Source organism: Paraburkholderia xenovorans LB400 (genome assembly GCF_000013645.1).
Taxonomy (GTDB): domain Bacteria; phylum Pseudomonadota; class Gammaproteobacteria; order Burkholderiales; family Burkholderiaceae; genus Paraburkholderia; species Paraburkholderia xenovorans.
This window is the reverse complement of record NC_007951.1, coordinates 2,328,015-2,348,247: the sequence shown is the minus strand read 5'-3', so window position 1 is coordinate 2,348,247 and position 20,233 is coordinate 2,328,015. Positions and strand designations below refer to the sequence as shown.

Sequence of the window (20,233 nt, the reverse complement as noted above, 5' to 3'; positions counted from 1 at the left end):
CTCGTGATTGTCCGCGCTGCTGCCGCCGCACCTGCCGCTGCTGTTCAGAGGCGCGCGGGTTGCTCCGGCAACACCACGAAAAAAGTTGAACCCGCGCCTTCCGCCGACTCGACCCACACGCGGCCACCATGCCGCTCCACTGTGCGACGCACCACCGCGAGGCCGATGCCGTCGCCGTTGGCGATGTCGCCGTGCAGGCGCTGAAACGCCCGGAACACCTTCGACATGTAGGCCGCCGGGATGCCGAGGCCGTTGTCGCGTACATAATACGTGCGCATGCGCACCGCGCGCGGCTCCGTCTCCTCGACCGGTTCGGGGTCCAGCGCGCCGACTTCGATACGCCCATTGCGCGCCGGGTCGAGGTAATTCAGCGCGTTGCCGATCAGGTTGCTGAAAATCTGCTCGATCGCGCCCGGATCGCCCCATGCGGGCGGCAACTCGCGTACGGTCACCACGGCCGCGCGCTGCCCGATCACGCCCTGCAGTGCGTCGACCACCCGCCCCACCACGCGCCCCACGCTCACACGCTGCCACTGATATTCGAGCCGGCCGGCACGCGAAATCCGCAACAGCGCCTCGATGATCGCCGCGGCCTGCGTGACCGCGGCGCGCAAATACTGCAGGGATTCGCGCACGTCGCCGTCGAGAATATGCACCATGCGCCGATGTTCGGCTTCCGGCAACTTCGCGGCCTCGACGACGCTGTCCAGTTCGTCGCAGGAGACCTGCAATTCCTTCGAGAAACCTTGCAGATTCACCAACGGCGAGCGCAGATCGTGCGACACGCTGTAGATGAACATTTCATTGTCCTGCGTCTCCTGACGCAACTCCTCGTTGACGCTCGCCAGTTCCCGCGCGCGCGCTTCGAGCCGCGTTTTCAGCATGGCCTGCTCGGCTTCGGCTTCGCGCAGACGCTCGCCGGTCTGATGCAGCACGGTGTCGAGCGCGGCAATTTCGTCGCTGCCGGATAGAGGCGCGGCAAGCGTGCGCCCACTGCCCAGGCGCTCTGCGTTCCCGGCCAGCACTTCCAGCCGGCGGCCTATGCTGCGCGCAAACACCACTGCGGTGGCCGCCCAGATCAGCATGGAGCCCAGCACCGCGCCGATCAGCGCGTATTGCTGACGCGCCCGGCGCCGCGCGAGCGCCGCCGAGCGCTCGGTGTCGAGCCGCGACGCTTCGTCGCCGAACGCCGCGAGTTCGTCGCGAAACAACGCGACCTGCCGCGGCAACGCGCCGGATTCCTGCGCGGCGAACGAATTCGGGCTGCGCCCCGCATGCAGCGCCTGCGAGATCGCGACCGTTTGCGCGCGATAAGCTTCGACTGCCCGCTGCATCTCGTGCACGCGTTCGACCTGCTGCGGCGTATCGGCGACGAGGACCTCGAGCTTCGACAGACGGTCGCCCAGATCGACCCACACCGTGTGGCGGTCGATCAGCGACGCGTCGCCGATCACCATAGCCGTGCGGACCCGCGCGGCCTGACGCAGCAGCGGATCGACGATAGCCGACGACTGATAGAGGATCTGCTTGCTGTTGGTAACCCACTGCGCGGCCTGCGCTGTCTGCTCCTGGGTGTCGAAGACGACGCCGAGAAGCGCGAGCTCGACCGCGCTCGGCACGGCAATCAGCAGCAGACCCTTCGTGAATAGTTTCATGTTCGCCCGAAGCGTCGCAAGGGTCACTCAGGCCGCGCCGTTCGCGAGCCCGGCCACGCCGTGCCGCGCTGGGCGGCCTTCGCGATGACGGAATCGGCGAGCACGGCGCAGTGCAGCCGGACGGGCCATTATCGACGTGAATGGGAGATATTTCAACGTAGCGGCAAGATGCGCTCGCCCACACAAAAATGACTTTTTTATTGGTCTAAGATGTTTTTTACGCGCCTCGTGCGTCTATGATGGAGACAGATGTGCTGGGAAGCGAAAGCGCGCGGCGAGGCGGTTCGGCATGATTCGTGCGGGAAGCGGTGGGGCGGCGCAGTCGTCGAATCACCGTGAATCCGGCCTTGTCGTATGCTATAAAAGATCGACGTGCGGCGCGCGAAGCCGGGAGTGGTCGCATGAGGACGCTGCGTTTCTTGCAATTCTTTTTCAGGCGAATTTTTATGTCCTTCCCGAAAAAGCGTAGACGCGCGAAGGTGGACGGCGATGAGTCGTTCCTCGCGGTACTACGACATTTCAAGCCGTTCGGTCAGCTCGACACCAAGATTGCGCGCGCTCGCGCGCAAGACGAGCCCGTCCTTTATGCGCACGTGCTGCCTGGGCTCGACGTCCTCCTGTGCAGTGTGCGGGGGGCGCAACCACCCTATCCCGCACCCGCCGAGTTGCGGCGCCGCTGTATCGAATCCATTACCAATGCACTGGAGCAACCGCTCGACGGGCTCGAGAACGGCGGCTACTGGTACGAGGCGGACGGCTTCGGCTTCCTGGTGTTTGCCAGCCGGGCTCGCGGCAAGATCCTCACGGAATTCGGTGCGACCCGCATTGGCGGAACGCGTCGCGGGGTTCGTCGTCAGGACGCGGCCGGAGATGCGGCTCCGCGATCCCTGCGGTAAGTAAGCCCCAAGCGCTGAACCCAAGCCTCCACGCAGTACACCTTCACGCTCGCAACGCCAGGCGCCTGTTCGCAAAGTCGGCCAGGCGGCGTTGCTTTATTGCGTTGCCGCAGTGCCCTCCCTCATTTCATTCGACTTCTGACACGCGCTTCACCTGTGCGCGCGTGCCGGACTCACGTGCTCATTTCACCGCGATGTCATCAATATCGCCGCGCGCTGACGGTGCGCTGATCAGCCACAGGAAAATGAATGAAAGGCCGCCGCCGAAACTCCAGCTGAACCAGTCCGCAGGCAGATCGAAAGGCATCAGCTCCCCTTGTATTGAGCCGCGCTGGCCGGCGACATCACCGCTGGCTTTTTGTCCGCCGTAGCGGGCGCAGCGGGCGCGGACGCGCCGCCCGAAGACTTGTTGACCGGCACGCCATCCAGCGAAATGGAGGACTTGGGCTGCTGCTTCAAGCCCGGCGGCGGCGCCGTCGGCGCCTGCCGGACCTGCGCGAGCAACTGGTTGCATGGCAGCGGCTTGTTGTTGCTCGGCGCGAGCAACGGAATCAGTGCCGCAAACGGATTGATCAGCCCGAGGCCGACCGCCGCACCACCGCGCAACGCCAGCGCGGCCGCGTTCACGCCCACGTGCGGATCCTTGAACGTGCCTTTCACATAGAGCGGCGAGCGCAGCGAGAATACCCGGAAACCCTTGGTATGCGGATGCACGCCCAGGTCCATCGTCTCGTCGCGCATATTCACATTGCCCTCGATATCGATCACTGCGTCGTCCGTGTCGAGCGCGAAGACACGCGAATCGAGCACACCGTTGGTCGCGACGAAATCGGCGGCCGCGCAGTTGATCTTCACGTCGCGATTGCCGAACAGCTTTTCATACACGACATTCGCCACGTTCAGGCCGGCCGCTTCCATCAGCAGGCGGCTTACCGTGCCGTCGGTCACCAGCGCCTTCACCTCGCCGTTCGAGGTGGCGGCCAGCGCCGCCGGCGAATTGCCCGTCGCGGTCAGCGCGGCGTCGCCGTTGATTTCACCGAGCGCGTTCTGCATGGTCTTGAAGTTCGGGAACAGCTGCTTGAGCTTCAGATGCCGCGCCGACGTCGCGAAGCGCCCCTTGAGCGGCGTTCCGCTGCCATCCAGATGAATGTCCGAAGCCAGCGTGCCGCCGGCCACGCCGAACTTCAACGGCTCCAGCGAAAGCACGCCGTCGGTCATCACGATATGCGTGTACAGATCCGTAATCGGCAGGTTCACGTTCTTGATGATGCGCCGGCCGGTGAATTTCACGTCGGCGTCGATCGCCTTCCAGCGGTCGGTGCGGAATTCCTCCACCGGCAGCACCTTGTTGGACGGCTGCGCGGTTGCGTCGCCACGCTTCGCCTTGCTGGCGTTCGAATCCGCGCCGATCACCGGCGCCAGATCCGAGAACTGCAGCACATGCGAGATCAGGTCGCCCTGCAGCAGCGGACGCGGTTCACGCGCGGTATAAGTCAACGAGCCGTTGAGATCGCTGCCGCCGACCCGGCCTGTAAAATTTTCATACTTGAAGACGTTGCCGCTGGACCTGAACTGGCCGACGAAGCGGCCTTCGGTCGCATAGGGCGGCGTGTCGGGCAGGGTTACGCCGGTGAGCGAATAGAGACGCGCCATGCTGTTGCCTTGCAGCCAGAGGCGCAGATCGACCGCTGCGAGGTGCGCGGGGTCGGTAATCGTACCGACCAGGCCGACATGCAGATCGCCTGCCTTGACATCGGCCTGCACCGGGAACGGCCGGTTGGCGTCCTGCAACGCCAGCACGCCGCCGACCTTGCCGCTGCCCGACACTGGCGTCTTGTTGTACGTCCCTTTGACGGTCCAGCCGATGGCGTATGGCGGAATCTCGCGTTTCGCTGCCGCCTGAGCTTCCGCGCCGCTCGCCGCCGAAGCCGATGCGGGCGCCGATGCCGGAGCCGACGCCACCACTGCACCGCTCGCGCCTGCGCTGACTGCCGCGCTGGTGCCCTTCGAACCGCCCGCGACCAGCGCACCTGACGCGCCCGTGGCCGCCGTCGTGCCCGACGCGGTGATATCCGCGGCCGATGCGCCGGAGGCCGCCGCCGCGGATGCCGCCGCAGCCTCCGATGCCGCCTGCGCATTCGCCTGCGCGGTCAGCCTGGTCGCGCCCGCCTTGCCGATCGCTTCGGCCGACGCGCTGCGCGACGCCACTTCCTGCTGCTTCATCGCTTCACCAATCGGAATCGGCTGGCCGAGCGTATCGACCACCATCTGCAAATCGACCTTCTTCTGCTGATCGGACAGCGCGATGTTGCCCTTGGCAAACGCGATATCGTGCAGATCGAGCTTCCATTCGGAAGGCCCGCCGGACGACGCCAGCTTGAAGGTCCAGTTGTTGCGGCCGTCGAGCAGGCGCTCCAGGTCGACCGAGGGATTCACGAGGTTGATGGCCGGAATCACGATATCGTGCGTGAGCAGCGGCAGCACCTTGACCTGGAAGTCGATCTCGTCGAGCGTGGCGAATTGCGGCTGTTTGGTCCAGTCCGGATTGCCCACGGTGATGTTGGCCGCCGAGAAACGCGGCCAGGGCACCCAGCCGCGCCAGCCGGTCTCGCCCACGGGATGCCGCCAGCCCACTTTCAGATCGCCGTTGATCGCGAACGGCCGGCCGATTGCCTGCGTGACCTTGTCGTTGATATAAGGCCTTGCACGGTTCCAGTCGAAGGTCAGGATGAAAATGGTCAACGCCACGATCAGAATGACGATGATCGCCACCAGCCATGCGATGATTTTCCCGATGCGCCTTCCAGTTGTGCTCGACACTGCCATTGAGAGGCTCCGCGGATTGTTCTATGTTGAGCACCGATCAGCACGTTACGTGCCCGCCTGGTGGTCTGGAAGCGTCATGTCGTCGCCGCTTTATCATGCTGCACGGCCACTCGCGCATACGGTGCCGAAGCTTGCCGAGGCGGTCGCGAACGGATCGTCGCCACGTCAGGCAATCTTCGACCCCACATACCCCATCACGATTCCATTCATGACCGACGTTCCCTTCGTCCTCGCCGACGGCATCGCGCGACGTGACGCCGTGCGCAGCCAGGTGCTGCTGCAGCCGACTACCTTCGCGTTGCACGCGGGCGACCGCGTCGCGATCACCGGGCCGTCCGGCTCGGGCAAGAGCGTGTTCCTGCGTGCCCTCGCCCTGCTCGATCCGCTCGATGCGGGGCGCATCATGTGGCATGGCGCGGCGGTACAGCGCGCCGCCATTCCGCGCTACCGGCGCGACGTCGCGTATATCCGGCAGCGGCCCGCGCTGCTCGACGGCAGCGTGGAAGACAATCTGCGTTACCCGTTCGGGTTGCGCGCGTATCGCGACGTGCGCTTCGATCGCGCGCGGGCGGCGAGCCTCGCGGCGCAGGCCGGCCGTGGCGACGACTTTCTCGACAAAAGCGCCGGCGAGCTGTCCGGTGGAGAAGCGCAGATCACCGCGCTGATTCGCGTGCTGCAACTGGCGCCCGAGGTCCTGCTGCTCGATGAACCCACCGCGTCGCTCGACCCGGAGTCATCGCGTGCGATCGAAGGTCTAGTGCATGCATGGTTCGACGACGCGCCCGGTCGGCATGCGTCGATATGGGTGTCGCACGATCCGGCACAAGCCTCGCGCATGAGCGAGCGGCACCTCGCCATGCGCGCGGGTGTCCTCGGCGAAACGGCGCGACGCGAGGCGACGGCCGCGCATCACGATCATCCGGAGCCGGGACGATGACATTGCAAAACCTGAGTCTGTGGGACGTCGCGATTGCGGCGCTGCTGATCGTCGTGAACGGCGTCGTGTCGGTGGCGCTCAAACTCGATCTCGAACGCAAGCTGGCGTGGGCGGCCGCGCGCACCGTGGTGCAGTTGCTGGCGATCGGCTATGTGCTCGGCTGGGTGTTCCGCTACGACCGCTGGTACGTGGTGCTCCCGCTGATGATCGTCATGACGCTGATTGCCGGTTTCGCGGGCGCGCAGCGCGGCAGCCGCACGTATCGCGGCCAACGCGCGGACAGCGTGCTGTCGATCTGGGTCAGTTCGTGGCTGGTGGGCGCGCTCGGGCTGTTCGTCGTGATCCGCATTCACCCGTGGTACGAGCCGCAATATGCGATTCCGATTCTCGGCATGATCCTCGGCAATACGCTGACCGGCGTGTCGCTCGGCATCGAACGGATGACCGAGGAGTTGACCGCGCGGCGCGATCGGGTCGACATGGCGCTCGCGCTCGGCGCGACGCGCTGGGAAGCGGCGCAGGCGCCGGCGCGCCAGGCGGTACGCGCGGGCATGATGCCGACGCTCAATCAGATGGCCGTGGTCGGCGTGGTGAGCCTGCCCGGCATGATGACCGGCCAGGTGCTGGCTGGGCAATCGCCGTTGCAGGCCGTGCGCTATCAGATCGTGATCATGTTCCTGATCGCCGCGTCGTCGGCGCTCGGGACGGTGGGCGCGGTGCTGCTCACGTACCGGCGGCTCTTTTCGGCGGAGCACCGGTTTCTGGCGGCGCGGCTGGTGGAGCGGGCCGCCGCGCGGCGTTGAGCCGCGCCCCGCGCCATGTTGCGCGCCTTGCGTGCGCCCGGTTCAACGCTTCGCGCTGATCGCCACTTCCGTGCCGTCATTGAGCGTGAGCGTTTTCGTGCTGCCGTTGACCGGCATCGTAAAGCGCAGAATCTGACTGACGCTTACGTCGTTCGGACACTTGATCGTTTTGCCGCCAGTCGTCACCGTCTTCACGCCCTTCGGCGTCTGCGCCTGGAAGCTCAGTTGCACGGTCGCCGTGCCGTCGGCCGCGACGACCGGCGCGAAACGGATCTGCGTCTGGCGGATCATCGCGCCGTTGGCGTCGGTCGGCAGTGAAGCGTAGTTGGGGCACGCGTCCGTCGCGGGAACCGGGCCGCCCGGCGGCACGGTCTTCCATGTGAAGTCGTCCGATTCGCCGGAGCGGATCGTGCGGGTTTCCTGCGAATTGCCGAACTGCTTCGACGTGACGCGCACCGTGTAGCGAATCGGACCGTCGAGAGCGGATTGGGACGTAACCGTGATCGGCGTGGCCGCGTGGGCCACCGGCACGAGCATGCCGGGCGCGAGTGCGCAGGCGAGAGAAGCAACAACTGAAACGGCGGAGAGTCGGAAGCTCATACTGTCACCTCGTTGTTGTGCCGCTGCGCGCTCGCGTCAGCACGACTGCCCACGCACCGCGTGACCGGATGAAGCCGTTAGATGCCTGGCCAACCGGGCTGCGAGACACGCAACTGTTTTAGCATGATGCCCCATCAGTCTAACGCCAAGCGAAGCCCTGCGCGCTGCCTGCGGATCGGGTGTTAACCCGCTTGCGGCAACGCGTTTTCTGCGCGTGTGGCGGCTCGCGCGCTCGCGTGCGCACCGGCCGCCCTGCTACAAATCGACACACCCCGGTGCCGGGTCGCGCCGCTCGATGCGCATCAAATGAAAACGGCCGGCGCGCATTGCTGCGACGCCGGCCATGCCGGTTCAGTCTGACTGCTGCGAGCGCGGTGCTGCCTAGGCCTCGAAGCCGGTCAGCACCAGCTTGCCGATTGCCCGTCCTTCTTCGAGCAGTTGATGCGCGCGGCGCAGATTCGCGGCGTTGATGGTGCCGAGATCCTGGCCGACGGTGGTGCGCAACGTGCCCGAGTCGACCAGACGCGCCACTTCGGTCAGCAGCTTGTGCTGCTCGATCATGTCAGGCGTGCCGAACATGGAACGCGTGAACATGAATTCCCAGTGGAACGCGGCGCTCTTCGCCTTCAACAGTTCGACCGGCACCGGCTGGCTGTTTTCCACGATCGTGCAGATGCCGCCTTGCGGCTTGATGACTTCGGCTGCCGCCGGGAAGTTCCTGTCGGTATCATTGAACATCAGCACGTAATCGACCTCGTCGATCCCGAGCTTTTTCAATTGCGCGGGCATGTCGCCGAAATGATCGACGATGTGATCCGCGCCCAGCTCCGTGGCCCACTTCGCCGATGCGGGCCGCGATGCGGTTGCGATCACCTTCAGCTTCGCAAGCTGCTTTGCCAGTTGAATCCCGATCGAGCCGACCCCGCCCGCTCCACCGATGATCAACACCGTGCGGCCTTCGTCCGCGCCTTGCGGCGATACGCCGAGCCGGTCGAACAGGGCTTCCCAGGCGGTGATCGCGGTCAGCGGCAGCGCGGCCGCGTGGGTGAAGTCGAGCGACGCCGGCTTGCGCCCGACGATCCGCTCGTCCACCAGATGGAACTCGCTGTTGGCGCCGGGCCGCGTGATGCTGCCCGCGTAGAACACCGGATCGCCGACCTTGAACAGCGTGACCTCCGGCCCGACCGCCGCCACGGTGCCGGCGACATCCCAGCCGAGTATGCGCGGCGATTTTTCGACCGTGTCTTTCGGGGCGCGCACTTTGGTGTCGACCGGATTGACGGAAATGGCCTCCACCTTCACCAGCAGATCACGACCGCTGGCTTCGGGTTTGGGGATATCCACATCGACCAAGGCTTCGGCTTGATCGATCGGCAAATAACGATAGAGACCGACGGCTTTCATACATGCTCCTGTTCGTTCACATGCGGTTGGAGGATCGCGATACCTGGCGATCCCGGTGGCGGTATCGTAAGACGGTTCTTATTCTTATAAAACCGCGATAATGACTGAAACATCTTTTTGAATTTCAGAAGAATGGAATGAATCTTCCTGCGCAATCCACCCGTGTTTCGTCCGGCGAGCGGGAGCGGCTCGATCTGCTCGACGTCGCCCTGTTCGTGCGGGCCGCCCTGCTCGCCAACGTATCGGCGGCCGGGCGCGAATTCGGCTTGTCGGCGGCGGTGGCCAGTTCGCGCATCGCGCAGCTGGAAAAGCTGCTCGGCGCGCGTTTGCTGCACCGAACCACCCGCCGCATCAGCCTCACGCAGGACGGTGAAGTCTTCATGACGCGCGCCGAAGCCCTGCTCGACGCGGCCGCCGCCGCGCGCGCCTCGGTCGGCCGGGCACAGGCCGAGCCGCAGGGCCGCTTGCGCGTTTCGATGCCCTCGTCGTTCGGGCGGCAGCACGTCTCGCCGGTGATCAGCGAGTTTCTGCGCCGCTATCCCGGCGTGAGCGTCGATCTGCGCCTGACCGATCAGGTGATCGATCTCGTCGATGCGGGTATCGACGTGGCGATCCGGGTCGGCGTGCTGAAGGATTCGTCGCTGGTGGCGCGGCGCCTCGCGGTGAACCGGCGGGTGCTGTGCGCGGCGCCCGCTTATCTTGCCGAACGCGGCACGCCGCATCATCCTTCGGATCTCGCGCAGCACGAGTGCATGATCCTGTCGGACCAGCGCGACTGGGCTTTCGTGACACCCGCCGGGCCGATCGAGGTACGTGTGAGCGGACGCCTCGTCACGGATAACGGCGAAGTGATCCGCGACGCCCTGCTCGCCGGTTTCGGTATCGCGCTCAAATCGACGTGGGATGTCGCGCCGTTTCTGCGCAGCGGCGAGCTGGTCAGCGTGCTGGACAGCTACCCGCTCGCCGAACGGGTGGCAATCTGGGCGGTGTATCCGAGCCGTTCGTTCGTGCCGCCGAAGACGCTCGCCTTTATCGACTTCCTCGCCGCCCATTTCGGCGACCCACCTTACTGGGACGGCGAGCCGGGTTGAAGCCGATGCGCCGGCGGCGGGCCGGGGTCTTGGCGGCGGGCCGGGGTCTTGGCGGCGGGCCGGGGTCACGGTGGCGGGCCGGGGTCACGGTGGCGGCGGCCCGGGCCCAGCCGGCGAAGCGGGCAAGACCGGGCTCACATGGCGCGCCCGTGCCGCCGCGCCGTCAGTGCTTGCCGCGCCCGCTGCCGGATGTTTTGCCGCCGGATGTTTTACCGCCGGGTGCCTTGCCGTCCGAATTGACGTCGGTATGGGCATCGTTCTGCGTCTTTTGCTGATACTCGTCGCCGCCGCGCCGGTCCGTATCTTTCAGCCCGCGTTCGAGGTCGCGATGCGCCTGCTTGCCGACATGGCGCGGGCCGTCCTCGTGTTGCGATTCCGGGTTCTGGTCGGTTTCATGCGGCAGCGGCGCGGCGGCCTCCTGCAGCGATCGAGGTTGCTTCCTGCCGTGCGGATCGGCCTGCTTGTCGCCGTCCGACGATTGCGGTGAGGTCTTCATGATGTGCTCCTTTTCGCTTTGAATCAGGGTCGCTGAAGCGCGCTTACTGCGCGTCGTCCAGGCGTTTTTTCATGGCAGCGGTAATGCGCTGGCGCGTTTTCGCATAGTCCGCCCACGGGTCGCTTTTCAGGTCGGCGAGGCGTTCGTGCAGATTCTCGATGGTCCACTGAGCGCCGCCCGTCGTGGTGGCGACTTCGTCCCAGGCCAGCGGCACCGATACGCCCAGGCCCGGCCGCGCGCGCGCGGAAAATGCGGCGACCGTGCTCGATCCGCGGTTGTTGCGCAGGTAGTCGACGAAAATTTTCTGCTTGCGATTCTGCGCGCCCATCTTCGCGCTGAAGTACCTGGGCAGCGTCGCCGCCATGTGCTGCGCGACGGCTTGAGAAAAGTCCTTCACTTCGTCCCAGCCGGCCTGCTTCGCGAGCGGCACGACCACGTGAAATCCCTTGCCGCCGCTCGTCTTGCAGAACGACGCGAGACCGAGTTCTTCGAGCAGCGAACGCGTCAATTGCGCGGCTTCGATCATGCGCTCCCAACCCAGCGAGGCATCCGGGTCGAGGTCGAACACCATGCGGTCCGGCTTTTCGATGTTCGACACAACGGCATTCCACGTGTGAAATTCGACGGTGCCCATTTGCGCGGCGCCGACCAGCGCCTTGAGCGTATCGACGGTAATCAGCGGCGGATGCCCCGGATCGAGCCCCGGATGCTGGGTGACATTCGGAATCGACAGCTTCTGGCTGTGCTTCTGGAAAAACAGCTCGCCGTCGATGTCCTCGGGGGCGCGCACCAGCGAAACCGGGCGGTCCCGCAGATGCGGCAGCATCCAGTCGGCCACCGATTCGTAGTACCGCACGAGATCGATCTTGCGCGTGCCCGTGCTCCTGTCGATGACGCGGTCGGGATGGGAGACGCGGACGCCGGCGACTTCGCCGGGGGCTGAGGTGGTGTTTGCTTTTGCGGCTGAGGTTTTCGTCGCTTTCGCTGCTTTGGCTGTCGCTGCCGTTGGTTTGGTTGCAGCGGCTTTCGCAGCGCTGCCTTTCGCACCGCTTGCCTCTACTCCACGGCTCTTTGTACTGGCGTCTTTCGCATCCGCAGTCTTCGATTTCGCCACGCGAGTTTTCCCCTCGCCGGACGTTGTCGCCGCACTGGCGGAAGTCTTGCGCGCGGCACGTTTGGTCGGCGCGTCGTTAGACACAGAATCGGTTTGCTGTTGCACGTCGGCTCCCTGTCGAGGTGTTTCCTTGACGATCTGGCGCGCCGGCTTGTCGCTGCGCAGACTCACGAACGACGCCTGCCGCACGATGCCGTCGCTCGTCCATTCCGCGAAATTGCATTCGGCGACCAGCACCGGTTCGACCCAATGCACCGGCGTGCGGCTGCGTTCGCGCGGCGCGGCGGCGAACGGCATGTGCCGGGTCTCGTGCGCATCGAGTTCTTTCTTCACCGAGCGCAGCAGCGCCGCGTCGAAACCGGTGCCCACGCGCCCTGCATACTGCAACTTGCCGTTGCCGTCATAGACGCCGAGCAGCAGCGCACCGAACGCCGCGCGGCTGCCGGACGGTTCCGAGTAGCCGCCTATCACGAACTCCTGGCGTCGGCGGCACTTCAGTTTGATCCACGCCGACGAACGTCCCGACATATAGCCGCTGTCGCGCCGCTTGCCGATGATGCCTTCCAGCGCCATGTCGCACGCGCTCCTGAGGAGGTCATCCGCGCTGAACTCGAAATTGTTCGAGAAGCGCAGCACGCTGTCGTCGGCGTCTTCGAGCAACGCGCGCAGAATCGCGCGGCGTTGTTCGAGCGGCACGCCGCGCAAGTCGTAGCCGTTCAGAAACGGTATGTCGAACAGGTAAATCACAATGTCTTGCGGGCGGTTCGAATCGAACGCGTTTTGCAGCGCCTGAAAATTCGGCACGCCGTTCTGGTTCAGCACGACGGCCTCGCCGTCGAGCCATGCACTTTCGATGTCGAGTTGTTCGAACGCCTTGACCTGTTTGCTGAACTTCGCGGTCCAGTCGTTGCCGGCGCGGGTGAGCACCTTGACCGCGCTTCCCTTGGTCGCCCTATCGATTCGGACCAGCACACGATAGCCGTCGAACTTGATTTCGTACGACCATTCATTGCCGGGAGGCGCGCCGTCGACGAGCGTCGCCAGTTGCGGCTTGAAGGTCGCGGGCAAGCGTGCCGGCACCGCGCCCTCGATCGACGGCGAAGCGGCGAGGTCGCGCAGCGATTGCGCGCTGCGCGTGGCGACGATGTCGGGTCGCTTCGGGTCCGCGCGGCTGGATGAAGCTTTCTGCGCGCCGTTCCTGCCGGTTCGTTTTGCGAGCGACGCCGAGTCAGGATCCGCAGTGGCTTTCGTGGCCGTGGCCACGGCCGCTTTGCTTGCAGTTTTTGCTGTGCTCTTCGCGGCCGCCGTCTTTGCAGTTTTTGCGCCTTTGACTGCCGCAGCGCTATCGGCGAGCACGCTGCCCGGACGCTTCTTCAGAATGTCGTACTTGCTTTCGTCGCGCGCTTCGTCGTCGCGTTCCTTGATGAGCAGCCACTGTTCCTTGTCGCCGCTGCCGCGCATATGGCTGCGCACCAGCGTCCAGCCGCCGTGCAGCTTCTCGCCGTGCAACTGGAACTTGAGCTTGCCGGCCGCGTAAGCGCGCGCCGCCTCGGCCGCGCCGCCGAGCGGCTCCCATGTGCCGCGATCCCACACGATCACACTGCCCGCGCCGTAATTGCCCAGCGGAATTTCGCCTTCGAACGAACCGTATTCGACCGGATGGTCTTCGACATGCACCGCCAGCCGCTTTACTGACGGGTCGAGGCTCGGCCCTTTCGGCACCGCCCAGGACAGGAGCGTGCCGTTCAGTTCGAGCCGGAAGTCGTAGTGCAAACGACGCGCGTCGTGCTCCTGAATCACGTACGACAGCGCCTCCGGGGACGCCTGCCCGGCCGTCTTCCGGCCGCCCTGCTTGCGACTCGTGCGCGTGCCCGCAGGTTCCGGCGTGTCGTCGAAGCGGCGTTTGCGGTTGTAGGTGTCGAGTCTGTCGTTCATGGCGATGGCGTCGTCGCAGGCGGCTCAGGCACGGGCCGGCGGTCAGGCCGCCGCGCGGCGTTTGCGGGCCGCAGGCGTCGAGGCAGTCTTCGCACTCGCACGGCCGCCCGCGCTGCTGCGGCTACGCGTTGTCGTATTCGCGGCGGTGCTCGTGGTGCGCGGAGCGCGTGGTTTCTTGCGGGCCGGCGCCGCGGTTTCGGCGTCGTCTTCGTCGTCGGCAGCGCGCTTGCGGCCGCCCGCCGCCGGCTTGCCCTTGCCGCGTCCCAGGCTGCGTTTGAGCAGATCGGACAGATCGAGAATGTCAGCGGATTGACGCGACTCGTGCGGCGCTTCGACTTCGGTGATCTCCTCGGTCTTGCCCGCGCGAATCTTGCGATCGACCAGCGCCATGATGTCGTCGCGGAAAGTGTCGTGATACTGCGACGGATCCCACTTGTCGCTCATGTCGTCGATCAGCTTCTTCGCCATGTCGAGTTCGCGCGCGGACACCCCCGCGGCTTTCATGCCCTCGGGCGGCAGCTTGAATTCGTCGAAGTCGCGCACTTCCGCGGCCCAGCGCAACGTGTTCAATGCCAGCACCGGACCGACCGGAATCAACGCCGCGAGATGCTGCTTGTTGTGCAGCACGACACTCGCCACGCCGATCTTGCCCGACGCCTTCATGGCTTCGCGCAGCAGCGCGTAGACCTTTTCGCCCTTGCGGTCGGGCGTGAGGAAATATGGCGTGTCGAGATAGAGAAACGAAATGTCCAGCGCATCGACGAACGCGAGGATATCGACCGTTTGCGTCGACTCGGGGTTCGCCGCGCGGATCTCGTCGTCCGAGAGCACGACGTACTTGTCCTTTTCGTACTCGAAGCCGCGCACGATGTTGTCGCGCGTCACGTCCTTGCCGGTACGCTTGTTGATCTGCTTGTAGCCGACCGGGTCGATCGTGCGTTTGTCCAGCAGATTGAAGCCGACCTTCTCCGATTGCGTCGCCGGATATAACTGCACCGGCACGTGAACGAGGCCGAAGCTGATTGCGCCCTTCCAGATCATGTGTGCCATCGTGCGCTCCCTTGGGCCCAGGACCTGAAGCGAAGCAGCAAGCGTGCCACGGCCTTTCGGCCACGGCTGGCGCGTGCTGCGTCAGGGCGGCCTCGCTCCCGGGCTGTAAGTCTTGCGTCAGGCCGGCAAAAGCTACGCCGTTCGGCGTCCTGCCGGTTCGAGCTCGACCGGCACCGCGGCAAAGCCTCGAAACCGCACTCGGCCGCCGCGCGTCGGCTCGCCGTTCACGCGATACGCCGGAAAGCGCTGGACGAAGCGGCCAATCGCAATGCGCGCTTCGAGCCGCGCGAGCGACAACCCGGCGCACTGATGAATGCCGAAGCCGAATGCAAGATGCCGGTTCGGATCACGGCGGATATCGAAGCGATCCGGATCCGCGAACTGCTCCGGGTCGCGATTGGCCGCGCCGATGCATAGCGTGACCGGCGTGCCGCGCGCGACCGCCACGCCGCCGATCTCCGTGTCCACGGTTGCCATGCGGTTGCCGAGCTGGTTCGAACTCTCGAAACGCAAGCATTCCTCCACCGCCGATTCGATCAGCGACGGTTCGTGCAGCAACGCCGCGCGCTGTTCCGGCCATTGCGTCAGCGTGACGAGTCCGTTGCCGATCAGATTCGTGGTCGTCTCATGTCCGGCGTTCAGAATGAAGATGCAGTTCTGCAGCAACTCCGCTTCGGACAATTGCTCGCCGCCCGCTTCGCCCTGGATCAAACGCGTCAGGACGTCGTGCTGCGGATCGCCCGGCTCGCGGCGGCGCCGCGCAACCAGATCGCGCAGATAGTCGATGAATTCGCTCACCGCGCGATTGCCCCGTTCGAGCTGCGCCTCGCTGAGCGACGGCTCGAGCGCGCCGAGTATCGCAAGCGACCAGTCACGCAACGGCGCGCGCTCCGTGTGCGGCACATCCAGCAGATTGCCGATGACCTCGACCGGAATGGCCGACGCGAACTCGTCGATCAGATCGATGCGGCCGCGTGCGGCGGCCGCATCGAGCAAGCCGTCGACGAGGCGTACCAGTCCCGGCTCCATCGCCGCGATGGCGCGCGCCGTCAGCGCGCCGGCGATCAGCTTGCGCACGCGCGTATGGCGTGGCGGGTCGTTGAAGACCAGACTTGTGGTGTGATGCGCGTAGAGCGGCGAGTCGCCATATTTCGGCTTGAATTCGACCGTCTTGTCGGAGCTGAAGGTTTTCGGATCGCGATAGACCGCCTGCACGTCGCGAAACCGCGTCAGAAACAGCGAGCCGTCAGGCATGCGCTTGACCGGCTCGTGCGCGCGCAACGCGTGATAGACCGGATAGGGATCGGCATGGAAAGCGGGATTCAGGTGGCGCAGATCGAAGTCGCGCGCAAGAGTGGATGCGTCGCTGGCGGTCGCCGGGGTCATGCGGTGTCTCCGTAGTGGTGCGCCTCGTCGAGGGTGCCGCTGCGTTCGGGTGCCGGACTTTGCACGCCGCGAAGGCGTGCATGCGACCGTTGGTGTGCGCGGTGGCTGCGAGGCGTCGTTCGATTCGTCAGTATGAACCGCGCGCCGAAGGATTGCACGGCGCCATGCCGGATGCCGTGCGCAGCAGCGTTTGGCGCGGATCGCGCGAGGCGAGGCAAAGCGGCGAACCGTTACAATAGCGGGATTTGCCGCGCGCGCCGCGCGTCCGCCCTCTACCGTGTCACTGCGTCGACGTCCATGAACCTCGTCATTCAAAGCCCCGCGCCCCTTTCCGCCGACCATCACAAAACGCTCGTTGCGCTGGCGCGCGGTTCGCACGCCAGCGTCATCGACGCCAACGCGATCCGGATTGCCGATGCAAGCGTCGCCCAGCGCGCCGACCTCGACGTCTATTGCGGCACCCATCAACTGGACTACGCGTTTGTTGAAGCCGGCCGCCAGTTGCGTGACTTCGGGCTGGTCGCAATGGACATGGACTCGACGCTGATCACGATTGAATGCATCGACGAAATTGCCGACTTTTGCGGACTGAAAGCGGAAGTGTCGGCGATCACCGAGGCCGCGATGCGCGGCGAGATCAAGGACTTCAACGAGAGCCTGACACGGCGCGTGGCGCTGCTCGCAGGGCTCGACGCAAGCGCGCTCGAACGTGTATATGAAGAGCGGCTACGACTCTCGCCGGGCGCCGAGCAGATGCTGGCCGGCGCGAAGGCGGCCGGATTGAAAACGCTGCTGGTGTCGGGCGGATTCACGTTCTTCACCGAAAAGCTGAGGGCGCGTCTCGGCCTCGATTTCACGCGCGCGAACACGCTTGAAATCGTGGACGGCAAACTGACCGGCAAAGTGATCGGCGAGATCGTCAACGCTGATGTCAAAGCACGCACGCTGCTCGAAACATGCGCGCAATTGGGCATTGAGCCGCGACGCGCAATCGCAATGGGCGATGGCTCGAACGATCTGAAGATGATGGCCGAAGCCGGTCTCTCCGTTGCGTTCCGTGCGAAGCCGGTGGTGCGCGAAGCGGCCAGCGTGGCGTTCAACCATGTCGGGCTGGACGGGTTGCTGCGGCTGTTCTGATGCCGGTTGGATGCGTGTTCCAACGCCGGTTTGATGCGCTGGCCGATGCAATGGCCGACGCGCTGACCGGCGCTGGCAGTGGCTCTATTTTTTCAGAATGTCTGTTGTGAACACCACCATCATGCTGATCGCATCAAGGCTTACGACGATAGCAGTCCACATCAAAAAGCGCGGGTAGATTTTTTCTGACACTAGCCACAACGAGAATTTTTTCATGATTGCCTCCTTGAGAGGACCAGTATAAATGCTGCACTATCCAATAAATCTACGTTAGCTGTACATGTAGGAATGCCAGGAAAGCTGCTGCGATCATCGTGAAGAAAATCGACAAGACTATTTCCGCGGGCGAAAAGCTCCCATCAGCAAGTGATCCGGTTCGCCGCGGTGCTCCCGCCCTTGCCCGCCCGGAATGTGGATTGACGAGCCCCGACATCACGAGGCTAGAACAGGCAAATGCCATCACGCACAACCCAACCACCCAGTACGCCAGAACCGACGCTTCACCACGGCCCCGCTCCAGCGCCGTCAGCACCTCATAAACCGCCGCCGCTAACAGCCCGATCGCACACCAGAACAGTTGGCCGTCTTTCACCGAGCCGGCAATCAACGCCTTCGCCACGCGCCAACCGTGCGCAGGCGCGACAAGGGTTAGCGTAAAGATCGGGCCGATGATCGGCACGCCGAGATTCAGCAACATCCAGAAGAAAAGATTCATTGAGGCTCACCATAGTGCGGCAACCGTTAGCCGGAATGCACACCATCGTAGCGTCGGAACCTCAGGTCGACCATTCGGCCGAATGGTCAGGTTGACTCGCTATCCTCGCAAACACCGTAGACAGGAAAAAAGCCCATTGGAAACGTGTCCCAATGGACTTGCTCATCCTACGCATGCGGAAAAACGTCGCCCGGACTTTTCAGCCCAGCGCCGCCAGCGACTGCTCGATATCCGCACGCAAATCCGCCTCGGTTTCGAGACCGATATAGAACCGCACCAACGTGCCGCGATGCGGCCACTGCCCCGCCGTGCGCATCGACGCGACGTCGTACGGCATTGCGAGGCTGTGCGCGCCGCCCCAGCTCCAGCCGAGCGAGAACAGTTCGAGCGACTCGCAGAACGTGTCGATTTGCGCCGGGCTGTAACGGCCGTCGAACACGACGGAAAAGAGCCCGCCCGCGCCCGTGAAATCACGCTCGAAAAACTCATGGCCCGGACAATCCGGCAGCGCCGGGTGCAACACGGTGGCAATTTCCGGCCGCGTCTTCAACCACCTGGCCAATCCGAGCGCCGCGCGGTCATGCTGCTCGAAGCGCAGTTGCATGGTCGGCAGGCTGCGCAGAATCAGCGAGCAGTCGTCCGACGAGACGCCGATGCCCATGCGCATGCGCGCCGCCTTCAGCTTCAGATGCAGTTCGCGATCGACGGTAATGGTCGCGCCCATCAGCACGTCGCCGCCGCCCGACTGATACTTGGTCAACGCCTGCACCGAGATATCGACGCCATGATCGAATGGACGGAAACCGAGCCCCGCGGACCACGTATTGTCGATTGCCGTGACGACGTTGTGCGCGCGCGCGACCGCGGTAATGGCGGGCACGTCGGCCACTTCCATCGTCACCGAGCCGGGTGCTTCGAGCCAGATGAGACGCGTATTCGGCCGGATCAGATCGGCAATGCCCGCGCCGATCATCGGATTGTAATAGCGCACGGAGACGCCGAAGTCGCGCGCCAGCCAGTCGCCGTGATCGCGGTTCGGCGAATAGACGTTATCGGGAATCAGCACGTCGTCGCCCGCCTTGACGAGGCCGAAATACACGTTCGAAATCGACGACAACCCCGACGGCTGCAACAACGCATGATTGCCGCCTTCGATGGTGGCCAGACGCTGCGCCAGCGCGAGCGAAGTCGGCGTGGCATGCAGGCCGTAGCGCCATTGCGCGTCGTTTTTCCAGTCGAGCGCGCGCATGGTCGCGAGATCGGGGAACACGACCGTCGAAGCGCGCGTGACCGGCATCGAGAACGACTCGAAGCCCGGCGTGAGCTGGTCCTCGGCACGCACGATACGGGTTTGCAGATCGCGTTTGAGTTTGGATTGGGTCATGGTGAGTGTCGGTGAAAAGCGGACGAAAACGGAGGGGACGCAGATTCAGGCCGCGCGCCGCATTCGCAAGAGTAGCCGAGCCGGTCGGATTGCGCTCATGAGACGGCGCGAGCCGCGCGGACCCGCGCGGCTACGGGGTCATTCGCCGGTTTGCAGATTGCTGACGCCGCCCACGGCGTGGCCGCCTGAAGCCGGAGCGGTGGCGGCCCCAGCGGAAGGCTGGGCCGCAGCCGTGCTTGCCGTGCTTGCCGTGCTTGCCGGCGCGCCGGGCGGCGGCACCGGCTGCTCGGCCGCCAGCGGCTTCAGGTCGAACGGCTGCGGGTCGGAATCGTCGACGTTCATGCGGTCGCCCGCCACCGAGCCGTCCGCTGCGAATTTGCCGACCCAGTTGCCGGTGATATGGGTACCGTCGTTCGATTCCTCGACTTCGAGCGTATCGCCGTCGCGGTCGCCCGCAATCAGGATCACTTCGCCCGTGTCCGAGTACTGATACTCGCCATGCACGCCGGCCGGGTCGTCGGATTTCGGACCGAGCTTCAGCACGATCTGGCGCGAGCCCAGCATGCCGGCGTAGCGCGGAAACTTCGCGAATTCGGCACTGGGCTTGAGCGGCAACTGGATCGGCGGGGGTGCCGCCAACTCCTTTACTGCGTCGCTTTCCGCCCAAGCCTGCGCGGGCATCACCACCGCCGCGCCCGCGCACAGCACTGCGGCAACGGTCGCTACCGCCCAACCGCGCCGAAGCCTCGCACCTATCATCGCTTTCAGTTCCCGCATCCGTTCCTTCCTCATTGCCCGATACTG

The 20,233-nt window shown here is 64.9% G+C and carries 18 protein-coding genes; 5 read left to right on the top strand and 13 right to left on the bottom strand.

Annotation, left to right across the window (positions count from 1 at the left end):
• Window positions 1-44 precede the first annotated feature (44 nt).
• The gene (locus BXE_RS10500) at window positions 45-1,655 is read right to left on the bottom strand and encodes a sensor histidine kinase (RefSeq protein WP_011488282.1); all 1,611 of its coding nucleotides are present in this window, start codon (window positions 1,653-1,655) and stop codon (window positions 45-47) included.
• 401 nt (window positions 1,656-2,056) lie between these two features.
• Here BXE_RS10500 and BXE_RS10495 point away from each other — a divergent pair, with 401 nt between their 5' ends.
• Window positions 2,057-2,551 carry a hypothetical protein gene (locus tag BXE_RS10495; RefSeq protein WP_038456208.1) on the top strand — a complete coding sequence of 165 codons (495 nt, stop codon included), beginning with the start codon at window positions 2,057-2,059 and terminating at the stop codon, window positions 2,549-2,551.
• Window positions 2,552-2,732: 181 nt separating this feature from the next.
• Here the strand turns inward: BXE_RS10495 and BXE_RS47870 are convergent, their stop codons facing one another.
• Both BXE_RS47870 and BXE_RS10490 read right to left on the bottom strand, forming a co-directional pair.
• Window positions 2,733-2,858, bottom strand: a complete 126-nt coding sequence (locus BXE_RS47870) for a hypothetical protein (protein WP_267886357.1) — start codon at window positions 2,856-2,858, stop codon at window positions 2,733-2,735.
• The gene (locus tag BXE_RS10490; RefSeq protein ID WP_011488280.1) at window positions 2,858-5,377 is read right to left on the bottom strand and encodes an AsmA family protein; all 2,520 of its coding nucleotides are present in this window, start codon (window positions 5,375-5,377) and stop codon (window positions 2,858-2,860) included. The genes BXE_RS47870 and BXE_RS10490 overlap by 1 nt, the downstream gene beginning before the upstream one ends.
• A 208-nt stretch (window positions 5,378-5,585) precedes the next feature.
• Here BXE_RS10490 and BXE_RS10485 point away from each other — a divergent pair, with 208 nt between their 5' ends.
• A complete protein-coding gene (locus BXE_RS10485) occupies window positions 5,586-6,314 on the top strand; it encodes an ABC transporter ATP-binding protein (protein ID WP_011488279.1) in 729 nt (242 codons plus the stop codon).
• Window positions 6,311-7,117, top strand: coding sequence for an ABC transporter permease (locus tag BXE_RS10480; RefSeq protein WP_011488278.1), 807 nt, complete (start codon window positions 6,311-6,313; stop codon window positions 7,115-7,117). The genes BXE_RS10485 and BXE_RS10480 overlap by 4 nt, the downstream gene beginning before the upstream one ends.
• 42 nt (window positions 7,118-7,159) lie before the next feature.
• Here the strand turns inward: BXE_RS10480 and BXE_RS10475 are convergent, their stop codons facing one another.
• Together BXE_RS10475 and BXE_RS10470 are read right to left on the bottom strand one after the other, a co-directional pair.
• Window positions 7,160-7,717 (bottom strand): DUF6013 family protein, encoded by a 558-nt coding sequence (locus BXE_RS10475; RefSeq protein WP_011488277.1) that lies wholly within the window; start codon window positions 7,715-7,717, stop codon window positions 7,160-7,162.
• A gap of 381 nt (window positions 7,718-8,098) precedes the next feature.
• Window positions 8,099-9,121: a zinc-binding alcohol dehydrogenase family protein gene (locus BXE_RS10470; protein WP_011488276.1), complete on the bottom strand. Its 1,023-nt coding sequence runs from the start codon at window positions 9,119-9,121 to the stop codon at window positions 8,099-8,101.
• Window positions 9,122-9,258: 137 nt separating this feature from the next.
• Here BXE_RS10470 and BXE_RS10465 point away from each other — a divergent pair, with 137 nt between their 5' ends.
• The gene (locus tag BXE_RS10465; protein ID WP_011488275.1) at window positions 9,259-10,212 is read left to right on the top strand and encodes a LysR family transcriptional regulator; all 954 of its coding nucleotides are present in this window, start codon (window positions 9,259-9,261) and stop codon (window positions 10,210-10,212) included.
• Window positions 10,213-10,375: 163 nt separating this feature from the next.
• Here BXE_RS10465 and BXE_RS10460 read toward each other — a convergent pair whose 3' ends face one another.
• The 4 genes from BXE_RS10460 to BXE_RS10445 form a co-directional block, all read right to left on the bottom strand.
• Complete coding sequence (locus BXE_RS10460) at window positions 10,376-10,708, bottom strand: hypothetical protein (protein WP_011488274.1); 333 nt, start codon at window positions 10,706-10,708, stop codon at window positions 10,376-10,378.
• A 43-nt stretch (window positions 10,709-10,751) separates the two neighbouring features.
• On the bottom strand, window positions 10,752-13,757 hold the full coding sequence (gene ligD, locus BXE_RS10455) for a DNA ligase D (protein WP_011488273.1): 3,006 nt from the start codon (window positions 13,755-13,757) through the stop codon (window positions 10,752-10,754).
• 42 nt (window positions 13,758-13,799) lie between these two features.
• A complete protein-coding gene (locus BXE_RS10450; RefSeq protein ID WP_011488272.1) occupies window positions 13,800-14,807 on the bottom strand; it encodes a Ku protein in 1,008 nt (335 codons plus the stop codon).
• A gap of 132 nt (window positions 14,808-14,939) precedes the next feature.
• On the bottom strand, window positions 14,940-16,193 hold the full coding sequence (locus BXE_RS10445; protein ID WP_011488271.1) for a cytochrome P450: 1,254 nt from the start codon (window positions 16,191-16,193) through the stop codon (window positions 14,940-14,942).
• Between the two features lie 297 nt (window positions 16,194-16,490).
• Between BXE_RS10445 and serB the strand changes: the two genes are divergently transcribed.
• On the top strand, window positions 16,491-17,330 hold the full coding sequence (gene serB / locus BXE_RS10440; protein WP_011488270.1) for a phosphoserine phosphatase SerB: 840 nt from the start codon (window positions 16,491-16,493) through the stop codon (window positions 17,328-17,330).
• 84 nt (window positions 17,331-17,414) lie between these two features.
• Here serB and BXE_RS47865 read toward each other — a convergent pair whose 3' ends face one another.
• The 4 genes from BXE_RS47865 to BXE_RS10425 all read right to left on the bottom strand — a co-directional run bounded on the left by BXE_RS47865 (window position 17,415) and on the right by BXE_RS10425 (window position 20,206).
• Window positions 17,415-17,546: a hypothetical protein gene (locus BXE_RS47865; protein WP_267886358.1), complete on the bottom strand. Its 132-nt coding sequence runs from the start codon at window positions 17,544-17,546 to the stop codon at window positions 17,415-17,417.
• Between the two features lie 49 nt (window positions 17,547-17,595).
• Window positions 17,596-18,045 carry a hypothetical protein gene (locus BXE_RS10435; protein WP_011488269.1) on the bottom strand — a complete coding sequence of 150 codons (450 nt, stop codon included), beginning with the start codon at window positions 18,043-18,045 and terminating at the stop codon, window positions 17,596-17,598.
• 199 nt (window positions 18,046-18,244) lie between these two features.
• Window positions 18,245-19,429: a cystathionine beta-lyase gene (locus BXE_RS10430; protein WP_011488268.1), complete on the bottom strand. Its 1,185-nt coding sequence runs from the start codon at window positions 19,427-19,429 to the stop codon at window positions 18,245-18,247.
• A gap of 138 nt (window positions 19,430-19,567) precedes the next feature.
• On the bottom strand, window positions 19,568-20,206 hold the full coding sequence (locus tag BXE_RS10425) for a hypothetical protein (RefSeq protein WP_038456213.1): 639 nt from the start codon (window positions 20,204-20,206) through the stop codon (window positions 19,568-19,570).
• Window positions 20,207-20,233 lie beyond the last annotated feature (27 nt).

Coding starts and splice junctions, on each gene's coding strand:
- serB (WP_011488270.1), top strand. CDS start 16,491: ATGAACCTCGTCATTCAAAGCCCCGCGCCCCTTTCCGCCGACCATCAC.
- BXE_RS10425 (WP_038456213.1), bottom strand. CDS start 20,206: ATGCGGGAACTGAAAGCGATGATAGGTGCGAGGCTTCGGCGCGGTTGG.
- BXE_RS10475 (WP_011488277.1), bottom strand. CDS start 7,717: ATGAGCTTCCGACTCTCCGCCGTTTCAGTTGTTGCTTCTCTCGCCTGC.
- BXE_RS10470 (WP_011488276.1), bottom strand. CDS start 9,121: ATGAAAGCCGTCGGTCTCTATCGTTATTTGCCGATCGATCAAGCCGAA.
- BXE_RS10435 (WP_011488269.1), bottom strand. CDS start 18,045: ATGAATCTTTTCTTCTGGATGTTGCTGAATCTCGGCGTGCCGATCATC.
- BXE_RS47870 (WP_267886357.1), bottom strand. CDS start 2,858: ATGCCTTTCGATCTGCCTGCGGACTGGTTCAGCTGGAGTTTCGGCGGC.
- BXE_RS10480 (WP_011488278.1), top strand. CDS start 6,311: ATGACATTGCAAAACCTGAGTCTGTGGGACGTCGCGATTGCGGCGCTG.
- BXE_RS47865 (WP_267886358.1), bottom strand. CDS start 17,546: ATGAAAAAATTCTCGTTGTGGCTAGTGTCAGAAAAAATCTACCCGCGC.
- BXE_RS10430 (WP_011488268.1), bottom strand. CDS start 19,429: ATGACCCAATCCAAACTCAAACGCGATCTGCAAACCCGTATCGTGCGT.
- BXE_RS10490 (WP_011488280.1), bottom strand. CDS start 5,377: ATGGCAGTGTCGAGCACAACTGGAAGGCGCATCGGGAAAATCATCGCA.
- BXE_RS10460 (WP_011488274.1), bottom strand. CDS start 10,708: ATGAAGACCTCACCGCAATCGTCGGACGGCGACAAGCAGGCCGATCCG.
- BXE_RS10485 (WP_011488279.1), top strand. CDS start 5,586: ATGACCGACGTTCCCTTCGTCCTCGCCGACGGCATCGCGCGACGTGAC.
- BXE_RS10450 (WP_011488272.1), bottom strand. CDS start 14,807: ATGGCACACATGATCTGGAAGGGCGCAATCAGCTTCGGCCTCGTTCAC.
- ligD (WP_011488273.1), bottom strand. CDS start 13,757: ATGAACGACAGACTCGACACCTACAACCGCAAACGCCGCTTCGACGAC.
- BXE_RS10445 (WP_011488271.1), bottom strand. CDS start 16,193: ATGACCCCGGCGACCGCCAGCGACGCATCCACTCTTGCGCGCGACTTC.
- BXE_RS10465 (WP_011488275.1), top strand. CDS start 9,259: ATGAATCTTCCTGCGCAATCCACCCGTGTTTCGTCCGGCGAGCGGGAG.
- BXE_RS10500 (WP_011488282.1), bottom strand. CDS start 1,655: ATGAAACTATTCACGAAGGGTCTGCTGCTGATTGCCGTGCCGAGCGCG.
- BXE_RS10495 (WP_038456208.1), top strand. CDS start 2,057: ATGAGGACGCTGCGTTTCTTGCAATTCTTTTTCAGGCGAATTTTTATG.